Source organism: Sphingomonas sp. PAMC 26617 (assembly GCF_000242835.1).
Classification (GTDB): Bacteria; Pseudomonadota; Alphaproteobacteria; order Sphingomonadales; family Sphingomonadaceae; genus Sphingomonas.
Window position 1 is genome coordinate 1,960,741 of sequence record NZ_JH594425.1, and the last position, 13,538, is coordinate 1,974,278.

Genomic DNA, 13,538 nt, shown 5'->3' on the forward strand with positions numbered 1-13,538 from the left:
CAGCGGCATGCCTGCTGAACTGCCCCACCCCAACCCCTCCCCTGAAGGGGAGGGGCTAAAATGTTCGAACGGCACCACCCTCCGCGAAGCCGCAGAAATCGCCGGAAAATCCGACATCCTAGCCCGCTACGACGCCGACTACCCCAAAGGCCCGCACGACCAGCCCCAATCCATGTGCCCAGCCTTCGGCTCGCTCCGCGTCGGGCTCCGCATGCGCCGCACCGCCACCGTCCTCTCGGGCTCGGCCTGCTGCGTCTACGGCCTCACCTTCACGTCGCATTTCTACGGCGCGAAACGCAGCGTCGGCTACGTCCCTTTCTCGTCCGAGACGCTGGTGACGGGCAAACTGTTCGAGGACATTCGCGACGCGGTTCATCAACTCGCCGACCCCGCGCTGTACGACACGATCATCGTCACCAACCTCTGCGTCCCCACCGCAAGCGGCGTGCCGCTGCAATTGCTCCCCGACCAGATCAACGGGGTGCGGATCATCGGGATCGACGTTCCCGGCTTCGGCGTGCCGACGCATGCCGAGGCGAAGGACGTCCTCGCCGGCGCGATGCTCAGCTATGCGCGCAAGGAGGCCGAGAGCGGCCCCGTCGCCGCGCCAAAGCAACGCCCGGACCGGCCGAGCGTGACTCTCCTTGGCGAGATGTTCCCGGCTGACCCGCCAGGAATCGGGCTGTTGCTCGAACCGTTGGGCCTTGCGGCCGGCCCGGTCGTCCCGACCCGCGAATGGCGCGAGCTGTACGTGGCGCTCGATTGCGCGGTGGTCGCGGCGATCCACCCCTTCTACACGGCGAGCGTCCGTGAGTTCGAAGCGGCGGGGCGCACGGTCGTCGGGTCGGCCCCGGTCGGCGCGGACGGCACCGCGGCGTGGCTCGACGCGATCGGCGCGGCCTGCGGGATCGCGCAGGACAAGGTCGATGCGACGAAGAACCGCTTCCTCCCCGCGATCCGGGGCGCGCTGTCGGCGCGGCCGATTGCTGGGCGGATCACGGTGTCGGGCTATGAAGGCTCCGAACTGCTCGTCGCACGACTGCTGATCGAGAGCGGCGCGGACGTGCCGTACGTGGGCACCGCCTGCCCGCGCACCCCCTGGTCCGAGCCCGACCGCGACTGGCTGGTCAGCCGCGGCGTCCGCGTCCAGTATCGCGCGAGCCTCGAGCAGGACATCGCCGCGGTCGAGCAATTCGGCCCGGATCTCGCGATCGGCACCACGCCCGTCGTCCAGCACGCCAAGCAAAAGGCGATCCCGGCGCTCTATTTCACCAACCTCATCTCGGCGCGCCCGCTGATGGGGCCGGCGGGGGCGGGGAGCCTCGCGCTGGTGGTGAATGCAGCGCTCGCCAACCAGGCGCGCTTCGACAAGATGACCGCCTTCTTCGAGGGGGTGGGCACCGGCGCGACCGCTGGCGTGTGGGAAGACACGCCGGTCGAGCGGCCCGAATTCAAGGCGAAATACGCCGCCAAACGCATCGCTGCCGCCAAGGCCGAAGAAAGCGTGGGGGTATGAGCCGCCCTCTTTCCCCCCGTCACCCTGAACTCGTTTCAGGGTCCACCGCGCAGCACTGGCAGACTGCCATTGTTGCGAGCTGGATGCTGAAATAAGTTCAGCATGACGGCATGTTGGTGTGCGGAGGCCAGCAATGACCCTCATCCTCGATCACGACCGCGCAGGCGGTTACTGGGGCGCGGTTTACGCGTTCACCGCGATCAAGGGCTTGCAGGTCATCATCGACGGCCCGGTCGGCTGCGAGAACCTCCCCGTCACCTCGGTCCTCCACTACACCGACGCACTCCCGCCGCATGAACTCCCGATCGTCGTCACCGGGCTCGGCGAGCAGGAGCTGGGCCGCGACGGGACCGAAGGCGCGATGAAGCGCGCCTGGGCGACGCTCGATCCGGATCTGCCTTCGGTGGTGGTGACGGGCTCGATTGCCGAGATGATCGGCGGCGGCGTCACGCCCGAGGGCACCAATATCCAGCGCTTCCTGCCGCGCACGATCGACGAGGACCAGTGGCAGTCGGGCGATCGCGCGCTGACCTGGCTATGGACTCAGTTCGGGCCGAAGAAAGTCCCCGCGCCGCGTCCGCTCAAGGAAGGGCAGCGCCCACGCGTCAACATCATCGGGCCGATGTACGGCAGCTTCAACATGCCCTCCGATCTCGCCGAGATCCGCCGCCTGATCGAAGGTATCGGCGCCGAGGTCGGCATGGTCTTCCCGCTCGGCAGCCACCTCGCCGACGTCCGCAAGCTCGCCGACGCGCACGCCAACGTCTGCCTCTACCGCGAATTCGGACGCGGGCTGTGCGAGGCGCTCGAGCGCCCGTATCTCCAGGCCCCGATCGGGCTCGAAAGCACCACGCTGTTCCTGCGGAAGCTCGGGGAAATCCTCGGGCTCGATCCCGAGCCGTTCATCGAACGCGAGAAGCACACCACGATCAAGCCGTTGTGGGATCTTTGGCGCTCGGTCACGCAGGATTTCTTCGGCACCGCGAGCTTCGGGATCGTCGCAACCGAGACCTATGCGCGCGGCATCCGCCATTTCCTCGAGACCGACATGGGGCTCCCCTGTCACTTCGCCTTCGCGCGCTCGGCCGGGGTCAAGCCGAACAATCAGGCGGTGCTCGATGCGATCCGCAGCAATCCGCCGCTGATCGTGTTCGGCAGCTTCAACGAACGCATGTACATGGCCGAGACCGGCGCGCGCGGCGTCTATATCCCCGCGAGTTTCCCCGGCGCGGTGATCCGGCGGCACACGGGCACCCCGTTCATGGGCTATGCCGGTGCGACCTACCTGATCCAGGAAGTGTGCAACGCGCTGTTCGACGCGCTTTTCCACATCCTCCCGCTCGCCGGGCAGCTCGACCAGGTCGAGGCGACGCCGGCACGGATCGAGCGCGACGTCGCGTGGGACGACGACGCCAAGTCCGCGTTCGACGCGGTGATCGAACGCGAGCCGGTGCTCGTCCGCATCTCCGCCGCCAAGCGAATCCGCGACGCCGCCGAACGCGGCGCGCGCCGTGCGGGCGAGGCGTCGGTCAGCGCACATCGCCTGGCGCACGCGATCAGCGAAAGCCGTGGCGGATGACCCGCGCCGCGCCCAGCCTTCCCGCGAATGCGCGGACACCCGATCCCCACGGCAGCCTGCCGCGCGGATGCAGCCGGGGAGCGCTTCCAACGCTCCTGTTGGTCGTCACCAAGGAGACGGAGCAATGAGCGACAAACGAGACGAGCGATTCGGACCAGGAACCTATCTGACCCCCGAAGAAGCCAAGGAATTCCACAAGATCTTCATGACCAGCTTCGCGCTGTTCACGGCGATCGCGGTCGTCGCGCACATTTTGATGTGGACGTGGAAACCGTGGATCAACTGATTGCCCGACATCATCGAGAGGAACCCACACCATGTGGAGAATTTGGCTGATTTTCGATCCGCGACGGACGCTCGTCGCGTTGTTTTCCTTCCTGTTCGTGCTGGCGCTGCTGATTCATTTCATCCTGCTCAGCACCGACAAGTTCAACTGGCTCGACGGACCGCACCACGCACCCGCGGCGGCCAGCGCACCGGCGGCACCGCCCGCGCAGTGAAGCGTATCGTTTCAGGATGACGGGGCCAGGACAGCGGTTCCCGTCATCCTGAACCCGATGGACCGTGCCCCGCGCCCAGGTCGCGCGCCCAGGTCGCGCGCGACGTGCGGGGGAGGAGGGAGTCGTCATGGCGTTGCTGAGTTTCGAACGGAAATATCGCGTCCGCGGCGGCACGCTGCTCGGCGGGGATCTTTTCGATTTCTGGGTGGGACCGTTTTACGTCGGCTTCTTCGGGGTGACGACCGCGATCTTCTCGCTGCTCGGCACGGGACTGATCGTCTACGCCGCCTCGCTCGGGCCGACGTGGAACATCTGGCTGATCAGCATCGCGCCGCCCGACCTGTCCTACGGGCTTGGGCTGGCGCCGCTGCGCGAAGGCGGGTTCTGGCAGATCATCACCATCTGCGCGGTCGGGTCGTTCGTGTCCTGGGCGCTGCGCGAGGTCGAGATCTGCCGCAAGCTCGGGATCGGCTATCATGTCCCGATCGCGTTCGGGGTCGCGATCTTCGCTTATGTCTCGCTGGTGGTGATCCGGCCGTGGCTGCTCGGCGCGTGGGGCTTCGGCTTTCCGTACGGAATTTTCAGCCATCTCGATTGGGTGTCGAACACCGGCTACCAATATCTCCATTTCCATTACAATCCCGCGCATATGCTCGCGGTGAGCTTCTTCTTCACCACCACGCTCGCGCTGGCGCTGCATGGCGGGCTGGTGCTCTCCGCGGTCAACCCCGCGAAGAACCCCGACGGGTCGCAGGGCGAGGTCAAGTCGCCCGAATATGAGGACGCCTTCTTCCGCGATACGATCGGCTATTCGATCGGGACGCTCGGCATCCACCGGCTCGGGCTGTTCCTCGCGCTGAGCGCGGGGTTCTGGAGCGCGATCTGCATCATCATCTCGGGGCCGCTGTGGACTCGCGGCTGGCCCGAATGGTGGACGTGGTGGCTCAACCTGCCGATCTGGTCGTGAGGGGGAAAGACGATGGCACGCTATCAGAACATCTTCACCCAGGTGCAGCTGCGCGCCGCACCCGAAATGGGTCCGCTGCTCGGGCCGTATGATTTTCCACGGCTCGGCAAGCCCGGCTATTCCTATTGGATGGGCAAGATCGGCAATGCGCAGATCGGGCCGATCTATCTCGGCGGGCTCGGCATCCTGTCGCTGATCTTCGGCTTTCTCGCGTTCGAGATCGTCGGGCTCAACATGTGGGCGTCGGTCGGCTGGGATCCGGTTCAGTTCGCGCGGCAACTGCCGTGGCTCGCGCTCGAGCCGCCGGGGCCGGAATATGGCTTCCAGCTGTTCGTCCCGCTCGCCAAGGGCGGCTGGTGGCAGCTTGCCGGGTTCAGCATGACGACCTCGGTGCTGCTGTGGTGGCTGCGGACGTTCCGTCGCTCGAGGGCTTTGGGGATGGGGACGCACGTCTCCTGGGCGTTCCTCAGCGCGATCTGGTTGATGGTCGTGCTTGGCTTCATCCGCCCGATGCTGATGGGAAGCTGGGCGGAAGCCGTGCCGTTCGGCATCTTCCCGCACCTCGACTGGACCGCGGCGTTCTCGATCCGCTACGGCAACCTCTTCTACAACCCGTTCCACTGCCTCTCGATCGTGTTCCTCTACGGCTCGACGTTGCTGTTCGCGATGCACGGCGCGACGATCCTCGCGGTCGGGCGCTATGGCGGCGAGCGCGAGATCGAGCATATCACCGATCGCGGCACGGCGGCCGAGCGCGCGGCCTTGTTCTGGCGCTGGACCATGGGGTTCAACGCCACGTACGAATCGATCCATCGCTGGGCCTGGTGGTTCGCGGTGCTGACCACGCTGACCGGCGGGATCGGGATCCTGTTGACCGGTACGGTGGTCGACAATTGGTATCTGTGGGCGATCCAGCATGGCTATGCTCCCAATTATCCGGGGCCTGGCGTGGTCGATCCCGCCACGCTTCCGGGAGCACCACGATGAGCGGCCTTGGCAGGACCCTAGCGCTGGCAGGGCTGATCGGCGCGAGCGTCTCGCTCGGCGGGTGCGAGCTCGGTCCCAAGGATACGCAGCAGACCGGGTTTCGCGGGACGGGAATGGCGCAGATCGTCGACCCCGATCATGTCGCCAAGCTCGGCGCGATCCCGCCGCCGCCCTATCCGCTGCCCGATGACAGCGGTCCGCGCGCGCGCGAGACGTACCAGAACGTGCGCGTGCTGGGCGACGTCTCGACCGAGCGGTTCAACCATCTGATGGCGGCGATCAACCAATGGGTCGCGCCGCCCGCACAGGGCTGTAATTACTGCCACAATCCCGAGAACATGGCCTCGGACGAAAAGTACACCAAGGTCGTCGCGCGGCGGATGTTGCAGATGACGCGTAACATCAACGGCAAATGGTCGAGCCACGTCCAGAAGACCGGCGTCACCTGCTACACCTGCCACCGCGGCAATGCGGTGCCGACGTACAAATGGGCGATCGCCGAGGGCGTCGCGGATCCTGACACGATCGTCCGCAACAAGCACGGCCAGAACACCCCCAATGTCAGCGTCGGTTATGCCTCGCTGCCGTACGATCCGTTCCAGACCTATCTGTCGGGCAAGGCGCAGATCCGCGTCGCGGCGAGCAGCGAATATCCTTCCCCGAACCATGTCGTGTCGATCAAGGATGCCGAAAAGACCTACGGGCTGATGATGCACATGAGCACCGCGCTCGGGGTCAATTGCACCTATTGCCACAACAGCCAGTCGTTCCGCTCGTGGAGCCTCAGCCGCCCGCAGCGCGCGACCGCCTATTACGGCATCCGCATGGTCCGTGATTCGAACGAGGGGTATATCACGCCCTTGACCGCGGTCTTCCCGGCGTATCGCAAGGGGCCGCATGGCGATCCGTACAAGGTCAATTGCCAGACCTGCCACCAGGGCCAGTCCAAGCCGCTCGGGGGCTATTCGATGCTCGCGCTCAACCCGACGCTCAAGGGGCCGCCGGTGCCGACCGCGGCACCGGAGGGCGACGCGGCGGGGGCGGCGGTTCCGGCAGTGCTCGCCAACCCGCAGGCGATGACGAAGCGGCAGTGACCGATTGAGGCTGTTCGCCGCGGCAACGTGCGCGCATAGGCGCCCGAAAGGAGGCAGCGCATGGATCGCCTGAGTCTGCGCAGCCATCCGTTGCGCGCGTCATTGTCGGAAGAGATGCACGTTCGGCGGCTGCCACGCTTTGCCGCGCCGTGCCGATTGATGCAGATCGTGACGGTGCTGGGCGAGGAGGGGGCCGCCAGCGCCGGGGTCCATTTCGACGCGATCGGCGCTCGGGTGGGCATTGGCCTGACCCCTTCGGCCAAATATGCGGTTGTCGATCTGCACGGGATGAAGCTGGTGCTCGAGCGGCACACCGAGTTCGCGAGTTACACGTTCATCCGCGAAGGGGCGTTCGACCAGCCCTTCTCGCCCGACGTGTTCGATCCCGTCGCGGCGGAAATGCTCGAGGGCATGCCGGGCGACGTCATCCGCGCGACGCAGATCGCGGTCTATCCGCCCGGTACCGATCCGCCCGCGGACGATACGCTCGACACGCTGTTCGTGCCCGAGGCGCTCATCCTGTGCGACGTCAGCGACGGCAAGGCACGCGTCATGTCCGATTTCCGGCTCAACGGCGACGGGTTCGGACGCCTTTTGTTGTTCGACCAGGGGCTGCTCCGCGACGAACCCGCGCAACTCGTGCTGCGGCTGCAGGAGCTCGGCAATTACCGCAACATGGCGTTGCTCGGCTTGCCGCTCGCGCAGCGGCTGACGCCCGACGTGTCGCGGCTCGAGGCGCGGCTTGCGACGCTGACCGCGGCGGTGTCCGAACGCGTGTCGCAGGACGACAGCCTGCTCGACGAGCTGACCTATCTTTCGGCCGAGCTCGCGCGGTTGCTCGCCGAGACGCGCTACCGGATGAGCGCGACGCGCGCCTATGCGCAGCTCAGCCTCGACCGGCTCGAGACGCTCGGGATCGGGCGAATCCCGGGGTATCAGACGCTCGCCGATTTTACCGAGCGGCGGCTCACCCCGGCGGTGCGGACCTGCGACAGTTTCTCCGCGCGGCTCGCCGACCTGTCGCAGCGTGCGGCGTGGACCAGCGAGCTGCTCCGCACGCGGATCGACATCGCGCTCGCCAAGCAGAATCGCGACCTGCTCGCGTCGATGGACACGCGAACGCACCTGCAATTGCGGTTGCAGCAGACGGTCGAGGGCCTGTCGGTGGTCGCGATCAGCTATTATGCGGTCGCGCTGATCGGATACCTGGCCGCGCCGGCGCACGCGTGGAAGGAGTGGGTGATGGTTGCAGCGGTGCCGCTCGTGTTCGGGGGCGCATGGCTGTTCGCGCGACGGTTGCGGCGCGGGCTGGAGGAATAGCGGACATCCCCGTCACCCCGGCGAAGGCCGGGGCCGCCATGTTTCCGCGCGAGACCGGCGATACAGCACTCCCTCGCGCCGCCGCATCCAGGTAACCCAACGGCCGCGGCCTTCGCCGGGGTGACGATACGTTCTGGACAGACTTAGCGACCCCCGCCGCCCCCGTTCGTTTCGAGCGCAATCGAGAAACCCGGCACAACGTCCGGTGACAGGGTTCTCGACTAGGCTCGAACCGAACGGGGGGTAGAAGCCCTAACCCGCGGCCCGGCTCACGCCGCCATCGCGCGCCGTGCCAGCGCGCATTGCGACCAGATCTCCGACAGCGCGGTCACCAGCTTGTCGACATCGCCGTCCGAATGGACCGGCGACGGGGTCAGCCGCAACCGCTCGGTCCCGACCGGGACGGTGGGGTAGTTGATCGGCTGGACGTAGATGCCGTGATGCTCGAGCAGCCAGTCGCTGATCATCTTGCACTTGTGCGCATCGCCGACCATCACCGGGATGATGTGGCTCGGGTTGTCGATCGACGGGATGCCGATCGCATCGAGCCGCCGCCGGACTTGCGCCACGCGCGCCTGATGCTGCTCGCGCTCGATGCCGCTCGCCTTGAGGTGCCGGATGCTTGCGGTCGCGCCGGCGGCGAGCGCGGGCGGGAGCGCAGTGGTGAAGATGAACCCGCTCGCGAAGCTGCGGATGAAGTCGCACAGCGCGGCCGAGCCCGCGATATAGCCGCCCATTACCCCGAACGCCTTGCCCAAGGTCCCCTCGATCAGCGTGACGCGGTCCATCAGCCCCTCGCGCTCGGCCACCCCGCCGCCGCGCGCGCCGTACAGCCCGACGCCGTGGACCTCGTCGAGGTACGACATTGCGCCATGCTTCTCGCAGACATCGAGAATTTCGGCGATCGGCGCAATGTCGCCGTCCATCGAATAGACGCTTTCGAACGCGACCAGCTTGGGCCGGTCCGCCGGGATCGCGGCGAGGCGGCGGTCGAGATCCGCGGGATCATTGTGTCGGAAGCGGATGCATTCGGCGCGGCTGTGGCGGATTCCCTCGATCATCGAGGCGTGGTTGAGCTCGTCCGACAGCACCACGCAGTTCGGCAGCCGCGCCGCCAGCGTGCTCAGCGCCGCCCAGTTCGAGACATAGCCCGAGGTGAACAGCAACGCGGCTTCCTTGCCGTGCAGGTCCGCGAGCTCGGCCTCGAGCAGAACGTGCGCATGCGTCGTCCCCGAAATGTTGCGCGTGCCGCCCGCGCCCGCGCCACATGCGTCGAGCGTCTCGTGCATCGCGGCGAGCACCTTCGGGTGCTGCCCCATCCCGAGATAATCGTTCGAACACCACACCGTGACCTCGTCGACCCCGCCCTCGCCATAATGGCGTGCGCGCGGGAAGTGGCCGGCGCGGCGCTCGAGCTCGGCAAAGCTGCGATAGCGCCCGTCTTCTTTCAGCGTATCGAGCTGACCCTGAAAGAATGCCTCATAGTTCATCGCATACCCTCCCGCTTCTAGTCGTTGGCTGCGGCTTTTGCCGCTTTCGTCTTTGCCGACGCCCACTGCCACAGTCTGGCATCCCTAAGCGGCAACACAAGAAAAAGATGCTCCACCATCCCAAGGGCGGACAGCCCCGCGAGCAGCGTCGCGGTCACCGCGGCGCCGCTCTGCGCGGGTGCGGCCTCGGCGAGCGTCCAGGTCCACACCGCGAGCGCGCCCGAGCCCAGGATCGACACCGGGAGCAGCGGATTGCCGCCGCGTTTCCGGAAATAGCTCTTGAGATAGGCGAGATGCGCCGGAAACACTTCGTCGCTGAGGTTGGGCACGCCGAGATACAGGTTGAACTTGGCGCTGAGCCGAAGCCCGAACAGCAACAGGAAGGTCAGCGGCGCGGCCTGGTTGGGCTGGCCCCAGGTCAGCGCGACTAGCAGCAGCACGGTCGCCGCGAGCGCGATTTCGTGATGGATCACCGTCGCGGTCGCAAGCCTGAGCCGGGTGAGGCCGGTCGCCTCGGCCGGGCAGGGCAGGCGATTGGGTCCGGCAACGAACCCCATCAGGAACCCCATTTCGTGCCAGCCCCAGATCAGGATGGCGGCGGCGAAACCGAGATAGGCGCCGCCCCAGCCCGCATCCGCAGCACTCCACCACACCGCCCCCGTCGCGATCGCCGCAACCCCGCCCGCAAGCCTGAAGCTCGTGCGGAACGTCGCACGTGCGCGGCTGTCGAGCCACACCACCGCAGCGGTGCCGATGAACCACATCACGAGCGCGAACAGGAGCGGCGGGACGGTCACCAGGCTGGGACCAGCCGCGCCGAAGCGGGGATCGCGTTGCGCTCGACCGGGGTCAGGTACAGCCGCGCGAACGCCACCCCCGCCGCACCGATCAGCCCGATCCGTTTGATCCCGCCGACGATGCCGCCTTGCGCCCTGGCCGCGTCGATCCCGGCAGCAATCCGGCGCATCCGCTCGAGCCCGGCGCGGAACCGCGGGGAATCGGTGTCGAGTACGACCGGAAACACCTGCCGCGTGATCTGCGAGCAGACCGCAAAAACGCGGTGATCGTAGTCGGTCGGGTCGATCCCGAGCGCGGTGTGAAACGCCGGGCGATTATGGTCGCGCACGTACATCGTCGCGTAGACCGCGACGAGGAAGAAGCGGATCCACCAGACGTTGTGCCCGCGCAGCAGCTTCGGGTCGGTCCGCATCAGGATCGCGAACGCCTCGCCGTGGCGGAACTCGTCGTTGCACCATTCCTCGAACCAGTTGAAGATCGGGTGGAACCGCCATTCCGGATGCTGCGCGAGGTGCCGGAAGATCGTGATATACCGCGCATAACCGATCTTCTCCGACAGATAGGTCGCGTAGAAGATGAATTTCGGCCGGAAATAGGTGTATTTCTTGGTCCGCGTCAGGAAGCTGAGGTTCACCCCGATCCCGGCGTCCTTGAGCGTATCGTTGATGAACCCCGCATGCCGGCTCTCGTCGCGGCTCATCAGCTTGAACAGCGCCTTGATATCCGGGTTCTGCGCGCGCTTCTGGATCTCGGCGTAGAGGATGCAGCCCGAGAATTCGGCGGTGAGCGAACTCACGAGGAAATCGATGAACTCCTCGCGCAGCCCATCGGGCAGGCTTTCGATCACCCCGTCGAACGCATTGGTCCGGCGGAAATGCCGACGGTTCGGGTCGGCGACCATTTCCGCGATCAACTGGTCCCATTCCGCGCGCACCGGCGAGACATCGATCCGGTCCATCGCCGCGAAATCGGTGGTGTAGAAACGCGGCGAGAGCACGGTGTCTTCGCGTGCGATCTTGAGCGTGTCGGCGGGCGCGATCGGGGTGATGGCGTTCATGACAGTCTCCGATCGGAAAAGCTGACTTCGTACAATTCGGTCATCTCGAAATGCCCGCAGAACCTGGTCCACAACCGCTCGATCGCGCCCGCGCGCTCGACCGTCGCGATCCGGTCGAACACCGCCGAGTCGCCGAACGCGACGTGGATCGGGTCGCCATGGACTCGCACGCGGTCGCCCGGGTTGATCGCGACGCCATCCGCCAGCTCGACATGCGCGCAGAGGAATTCGTCGCTATGCTCGACCTCGATCCGGCACGGCGTGTCGAAGCTGGCGCGGCGGAACGGGGTCATCGCGTGGTCTCCGTGGCGTCGAGCAGCGCAGCGAAGGCGGCGCGGTTGGTGGTGCCGAACGCGTTGAGTTCGATCGAGCGTCCGGTCGCGGTGTCGGTCAGCGTCAGCTCGCCATCGCGCCACTGGGTGAGCGTGAAGGGCGGGCCGCCGCCGATCCCGTGCAACCGCCGCGCGCGCGCGAGGCCGCGCATCACGCCGCGGATAAAGCCGGTCTTTTGCCCCGGGACGATCTCGGACGCGGTGCGCCCGGTCCCGACGTCCTCGATCCGCACCCCGCGATCCGCTTCGTCGAGGAAGCGCAGCGTACGCGAGCGGACCGGCGCGACATGCTCGGCGCTGCGCATCAATACCGGCGAGGCGGCGGGCGGGATGTGCGCGATCCGCATCCCCGCGGTCAGCGTGAAGGCGAAGGCGACCAGCGCGCCCGCCAGGATCAGCGCGCCGCGCGGGAGATGGATGGAATGCGCGTCGGTCATGCCGCCACCGTCTGCGCATAGGCTGGCTCGGGCGCGCGTGCCGGCGCAGCGACGGGCGCCGGCTGTGCGACCGTCCCGTGCGGATGGACCGCGAGACACGCGCGCGCGATCATCGCGGCGACCTGCGCGGCCTCGGGCACCGCGCGGAGCATCGGCTCGGGGGTCGAAACCCGCCACGGCCGCGCGTGCGGCCATAAAGCAAGAAACCCGAGCTTGCGGTCGCTGCTGAGCGTCAGCGGCAGGTCGCCCGATCCATCCGCGTGCGTCGCCAGCCCGACCGTGCCGACCAGCCGCAGCGGGAGGTTGATGCATTTCGAAAACGCCACGCCGACGCGCAACACGATCCGCCGGTTGGTCAGCGTATAGAGCGTGGTGCGCGCCGAACCCCAGGCGAGCGCGTTGAGCAGCCCGACCGCGAGCAAACCCAACCCGCCGGTCAGCGCGACGCCCGAAAGGTCGCCGATCCCCGTAACCCCGCGTGCGAGCGCCGCGCCGAGCGACCACCCCGCGAGCAGGACGAAATAGCCCGTCACCAGCCGCGTATGGAATGCGGTCCGCGCAAGCACCCGCCAGTCGGGCGCGCCCTGCCACAGGATCCGCTCGTCCTTGGGCAACATCCCCGGCAGCCCCGGGATCGGTTCATGATCATGCTCGGTCACAGAAGGGGCTCCTGCCGGTCGGGGGTGGCGTAGAGGTAGCCGCCGCCGAAATAGCCGAGCACGCGATCCTCCTCGTACAGGGTGATCTGGTCGGTCGCGCCGATCCGGGGGGCATCCGCGAATTGCGCAGCGGTGACCGCGTCGCACACCACGCGGCGGCGGCCGCGCTCGACGTTGCACATCATCATCGGGACCAGCACCGCGCCGCCGGCCCCAGTGAGATCACCCGGCGCCAGATCGACCGCGAGGTAGCGGATCAGCCGGTCCGCGCGGTCGATCCACAGTTCGGACACCGTGCCCGCGACCGCGCCGTCACACCCGAGCACCGGCATGCCGCGCGGATCGGGGTCGCGCCGTTCGATCTGATAATCGAGCGCCACCCCCATCGGGACGATCCGCGGATGCCCCTCCATGTCGATATCGGGATGATTGGCGCGGTGCGCATAGGCCGCCGGCCCGATCCCGTCGACCAGCGGATTGCCGGTCGGCGCATAGGGCGCGCCAGGGAAGCGATCGGTAAAGCGCGCCGCGATCTCGAGCGGCTCGCGTCCCTTGGTCGGGGTCGTCACGGTGCCGCGCCCGAACGGCAGCCTGAACGTCTTGGGCAGCGCGGTGAGGAAGAACCCCCCCTCGGATTCGAGCCGCCCGGTAAACTCATGCTCGAGCGGATAGCCCTCGCGCCGGTCCTCGCGGCGCAGGTAGATCACGAGGCAGAGGAAGAACAGGACGAACGCGTAAAAGACCAGCAGCGCGACATCGATGCCGGGGGTGAGGGTCGGGTGCATGGTCGGTCTCCCGTTGT

At 67.1% G+C, this 13,538-nt stretch carries 15 protein-coding genes; 8 read left to right on the forward strand and 7 right to left on the reverse strand.

Going from position 1 to position 13,538, the window contains the following annotated elements; genetic code table 11:
* Positions 1-7 precede the first annotated feature (7 nt).
* From bchY to RH91_RS08725, 8 genes are all read left to right on the forward strand, one after another.
* Positions 8-1,516 carry a chlorophyllide a reductase subunit Y gene (gene bchY / locus RH91_RS08695; RefSeq protein WP_051116680.1) on the forward strand — a complete coding sequence of 503 codons (1,509 nt, stop codon included), beginning with the start codon at positions 8-10 and terminating at the stop codon, positions 1,514-1,516.
* Between the two features lie 133 nt (positions 1,517-1,649).
* Entirely contained in the window at positions 1,650-3,095 is a 1,446-nt protein-coding gene (gene bchZ, locus RH91_RS08700) for a chlorophyllide a reductase subunit Z (protein ID WP_010162296.1), read from the forward strand.
* Positions 3,096-3,219: 124 nt separating this feature from the next.
* Positions 3,220-3,381 carry a light-harvesting antenna LH1, beta subunit gene (pufB, locus tag RH91_RS21585; RefSeq protein WP_010162297.1) on the forward strand — a complete coding sequence of 54 codons (162 nt, stop codon included), beginning with the start codon at positions 3,220-3,222 and terminating at the stop codon, positions 3,379-3,381.
* Positions 3,382-3,412: 31 nt separating this feature from the next.
* Positions 3,413-3,595 carry a light-harvesting antenna LH1, alpha subunit gene (gene pufA, locus RH91_RS08705; protein WP_010162298.1) on the forward strand — a complete coding sequence of 61 codons (183 nt, stop codon included), beginning with the start codon at positions 3,413-3,415 and terminating at the stop codon, positions 3,593-3,595.
* Positions 3,596-3,722: 127 nt separating this feature from the next.
* Positions 3,723-4,562, forward strand: a complete 840-nt coding sequence (gene pufL / locus RH91_RS08710) for a photosynthetic reaction center subunit L (RefSeq protein WP_010162299.1) — start codon at positions 3,723-3,725, stop codon at positions 4,560-4,562.
* Positions 4,563-4,574: 12 nt separating this feature from the next.
* Positions 4,575-5,549, forward strand: a complete 975-nt coding sequence (gene pufM, locus RH91_RS08715; protein WP_010162300.1) for a photosynthetic reaction center subunit M — start codon at positions 4,575-4,577, stop codon at positions 5,547-5,549.
* Positions 5,546-6,643 (forward strand): photosynthetic reaction center cytochrome PufC, encoded by a 1,098-nt coding sequence (gene pufC / locus RH91_RS08720; protein ID WP_010162302.1) that lies wholly within the window; start codon positions 5,546-5,548, stop codon positions 6,641-6,643. The genes pufM and pufC overlap by 4 nt, the downstream gene beginning before the upstream one ends.
* 60 nt (positions 6,644-6,703) lie before the next feature.
* Positions 6,704-7,963, forward strand: coding sequence for a DUF3422 family protein (locus RH91_RS08725; protein ID WP_010162303.1), 1,260 nt, complete (start codon positions 6,704-6,706; stop codon positions 7,961-7,963).
* 269 nt (positions 7,964-8,232) lie between these two features.
* Here RH91_RS08725 and hemA read toward each other — a convergent pair whose 3' ends face one another.
* The 7 genes from hemA to puhA are packed head-to-tail and all read right to left on the reverse strand — an operon-like array spanning position 8,233 to position 13,521.
* Positions 8,233-9,453, reverse strand: a complete 1,221-nt coding sequence (gene hemA, locus RH91_RS08730) for a 5-aminolevulinate synthase (RefSeq protein WP_010162304.1) — start codon at positions 9,451-9,453, stop codon at positions 8,233-8,235.
* Between the two features lie 17 nt (positions 9,454-9,470).
* Positions 9,471-10,250: a putative photosynthetic complex assembly protein PuhE gene (gene puhE, locus RH91_RS08735; RefSeq protein WP_010162305.1), complete on the reverse strand. Its 780-nt coding sequence runs from the start codon at positions 10,248-10,250 to the stop codon at positions 9,471-9,473.
* On the reverse strand, positions 10,247-11,308 hold the full coding sequence (gene acsF / locus RH91_RS08740; RefSeq protein ID WP_010162306.1) for a magnesium-protoporphyrin IX monomethyl ester (oxidative) cyclase: 1,062 nt from the start codon (positions 11,306-11,308) through the stop codon (positions 10,247-10,249). Before acsF ends, puhE begins: the two co-directional genes overlap by 4 nt.
* Positions 11,305-11,601, reverse strand: coding sequence for a hypothetical protein (locus RH91_RS08745; protein ID WP_010162307.1), 297 nt, complete (start codon positions 11,599-11,601; stop codon positions 11,305-11,307). The genes acsF and RH91_RS08745 overlap by 4 nt, the downstream gene beginning before the upstream one ends.
* Positions 11,598-12,077, reverse strand: coding sequence for a photosynthetic complex assembly protein PuhC (puhC, locus tag RH91_RS08750; RefSeq protein ID WP_010162308.1), 480 nt, complete (start codon positions 12,075-12,077; stop codon positions 11,598-11,600). The genes RH91_RS08745 and puhC overlap by 4 nt, the downstream gene beginning before the upstream one ends.
* Positions 12,074-12,736: a photosynthetic complex putative assembly protein PuhB gene (gene puhB, locus RH91_RS08755; protein ID WP_010162309.1), complete on the reverse strand. Its 663-nt coding sequence runs from the start codon at positions 12,734-12,736 to the stop codon at positions 12,074-12,076. Before puhB ends, puhC begins: the two co-directional genes overlap by 4 nt.
* On the reverse strand, positions 12,733-13,521 hold the full coding sequence (puhA, locus tag RH91_RS08760; RefSeq protein ID WP_010162311.1) for a photosynthetic reaction center subunit H: 789 nt from the start codon (positions 13,519-13,521) through the stop codon (positions 12,733-12,735). The genes puhB and puhA overlap by 4 nt, the downstream gene beginning before the upstream one ends.
* Positions 13,522-13,538 lie beyond the last annotated feature (17 nt).

Coding starts and splice junctions, on each gene's coding strand:
- bchY (WP_051116680.1), top strand. CDS start 8: ATGCCTGCTGAACTGCCCCACCCCAACCCCTCCCCTGAAGGGGAGGGG.
- bchZ (WP_010162296.1), top strand. CDS start 1,650: ATGACCCTCATCCTCGATCACGACCGCGCAGGCGGTTACTGGGGCGCG.
- pufB (WP_010162297.1), top strand. CDS start 3,220: ATGAGCGACAAACGAGACGAGCGATTCGGACCAGGAACCTATCTGACC.
- pufA (WP_010162298.1), top strand. CDS start 3,413: ATGTGGAGAATTTGGCTGATTTTCGATCCGCGACGGACGCTCGTCGCG.
- pufL (WP_010162299.1), top strand. CDS start 3,723: ATGGCGTTGCTGAGTTTCGAACGGAAATATCGCGTCCGCGGCGGCACG.
- pufM (WP_010162300.1), top strand. CDS start 4,575: ATGGCACGCTATCAGAACATCTTCACCCAGGTGCAGCTGCGCGCCGCA.
- pufC (WP_010162302.1), top strand. CDS start 5,546: ATGAGCGGCCTTGGCAGGACCCTAGCGCTGGCAGGGCTGATCGGCGCG.
- RH91_RS08725 (WP_010162303.1), top strand. CDS start 6,704: ATGGATCGCCTGAGTCTGCGCAGCCATCCGTTGCGCGCGTCATTGTCG.
- hemA (WP_010162304.1), bottom strand. CDS start 9,453: ATGAACTATGAGGCATTCTTTCAGGGTCAGCTCGATACGCTGAAAGAA.
- acsF (WP_010162306.1), bottom strand. CDS start 11,308: ATGAACGCCATCACCCCGATCGCGCCCGCCGACACGCTCAAGATCGCA.
- RH91_RS08745 (WP_010162307.1), bottom strand. CDS start 11,601: ATGACCCCGTTCCGCCGCGCCAGCTTCGACACGCCGTGCCGGATCGAG.
- puhC (WP_010162308.1), bottom strand. CDS start 12,077: ATGACCGACGCGCATTCCATCCATCTCCCGCGCGGCGCGCTGATCCTG.
- puhA (WP_010162311.1), bottom strand. CDS start 13,521: ATGCACCCGACCCTCACCCCCGGCATCGATGTCGCGCTGCTGGTCTTT.